Annotated in this window: 1 protein-coding gene and 1 pseudogene; one reads left to right on the top strand and one right to left on the bottom strand. The window is 39.6% G+C overall.

Going from position 1 to position 971, the window contains the following annotated elements; genetic code table 11:
• A pseudogene (locus MNY27_RS10900) lies at nucleotides 1-270 on the top strand (autoinducer-2 kinase); the annotation flags it as partial.
• Nucleotides 271-315: 45 nt separating this feature from the next.
• On the opposite strand, the gene MNY27_RS10895 reads toward MNY27_RS10900, so the two are convergent.
• A complete protein-coding gene (locus MNY27_RS10895) occupies nucleotides 316-852 on the bottom strand; it encodes a Uma2 family endonuclease (protein ID WP_152184272.1) in 537 nt (178 codons plus the stop codon).
• Nucleotides 853-971: the final 119 nt, after the last annotated feature.

Here is a 971-nt window from a genome sequence, read left to right as displayed (position 1 = left end):
ACAGGATGTGAAGTGACGATCCCAAAAGTGACAGAGGCAACAGCACTTGGTGGGGCAATGGCTGCTGGTGTGGGTGTCGGTGTTTATGATACGCTTGAAGATGCGGCAGAGAAGCTTGTCGTTTGGGACAAAAAATATATGCCAAATAGAAACAACAAAGAGGTTTATGACAAGTTAAAAAAGAAGTGGCAAAAAGCGTATGAAGTGCAACTTGGCTTGGTTGATAGCGGTGTGACACAGAGTATGTGGATGGCACCGGGATTAATGTAGTTTCGGAATCCATCCTTTAGGGTGGGAAGAGAGTGCAGAAAAACTTTATTTTCTAAATTTTTTAAAAACTCTCTCAAAATCAATAGAAGCTTTGCAACTGCTCTCTTCAAATGTGTAGCTCTCAGTAGTGAAGTCTCCCTGTTTGTCATACTCTTTGCCATCGAGTTTATAGATTTTGGCTTTTAAATCATCAGGATAGACCAAGAGGTAGTACTTTACCTTCTCTTTTTCATAAATCTCAAATTTAAACTTCTCATCGCGTTTTGCAGTGGAGTGGCTGATGACCTCGACGATGATTTGTGGTGCTTTTGTCAGGTAGGCGTCATTTGTTTCATTGCATGTCAGTACAACATCAGGGCGTAAGATGGTGTCATCATTGATTTTATAGTCAACTTCATGTAAAACTAAACACTCCTTGCAGTTGTCTGATGAATTTTTTAGTTCATATGCTATGTTTGTTGCTAATGCCTGATGGGTAATCATGGGCGCTGGACTCATAGCAAGCGGTACACCGTTGATAAGCTCCCAGTCTCCTTCCCATTTGACATAGTCTTCATAAGTGTAGTATTCAATGGCACACATAAAACGACTCCCTTACTTTAATATGCACTATTATAACACAACAAAGATTAATCTCTTTTAGATATAATTTGCGAAAAAATTGAGGCTGGTGGGTATGAGCATAAGTGAAAAAATTGCAG

The sequence above is a fragment of the Sulfurimonas sp. NWX79 genome, from assembly GCF_039667035.1.
In the GTDB taxonomy this organism is placed as follows: Bacteria; Campylobacterota; Campylobacteria; order Campylobacterales; family Sulfurimonadaceae; genus Sulfurimonas; species Sulfurimonas indica.
Note: the sequence above shows the minus strand (reverse complement) of the source record. Positions and strands in the feature narration are given on the sequence as shown.

Bases quoted from the DNA above. Each gene is read 5' to 3' on its own strand.
- MNY27_RS10895 (WP_152184272.1), bottom strand. From the start codon at position 852: ATGTGTGCCATTGAATACTACACTTATGAAGACTATGTCAAATGGGAA.